At 38.2% G+C, this 377-nt stretch carries 1 protein-coding gene; it reads right to left on the bottom strand.

The genetic code is table 11. From position 1 onward, the window contains the following. On the bottom strand, positions 1-306 hold a 306-nt coding region (locus Q4528_RS12820; protein ID WP_303521860.1), incomplete at its 3' end, for a hypothetical protein. Positions 307-377: the final 71 nt, after the last annotated feature.

The following is a 377-nucleotide window of genomic DNA, read 5'->3' as shown; positions in this document are numbered from 1 at the left end:
ACTTTGAATATCATCAAGAAAGTCAAAATAGAAATTTAAGATACTGGGTGAATAGCGCGGCCGCCATACTTGATCTCTCCCTACAACAAAAGCATCAAAGCTTTTAGATCGGTAGTATTCACGAAGTTCAGCTTCGCTAAATATTGTCGGCGACATCGCTAACCGATTACCACGAAAATCAGCTAATTCGCGCTGAATATATAACTCTTTTTTAGAAGTAGGTATTGCTTTAATACGGCCGAGCAACAGCTTGATTAAATTTTTAATATAAGCTTTGTACGCGATTATATTACTACCTTTCGGCATAGGTCTATCGAGCGTTTCAACGCCACAACCAATTTTTTTTCAAGTAAGTCTGCACAGCATAAGCTTGAAGC

Origin of the sequence: Staphylococcus pasteuri, assembly GCF_030547725.1 — a bacterium.
GTDB classification, from domain to species: Bacteria; Bacillota; Bacilli; order Staphylococcales; family Staphylococcaceae; genus Staphylococcus; species Staphylococcus pasteuri.
The sequence above is the reverse complement of the archived record's forward strand: the minus strand, read 5'-3'. Positions and strand labels throughout refer to the sequence as shown.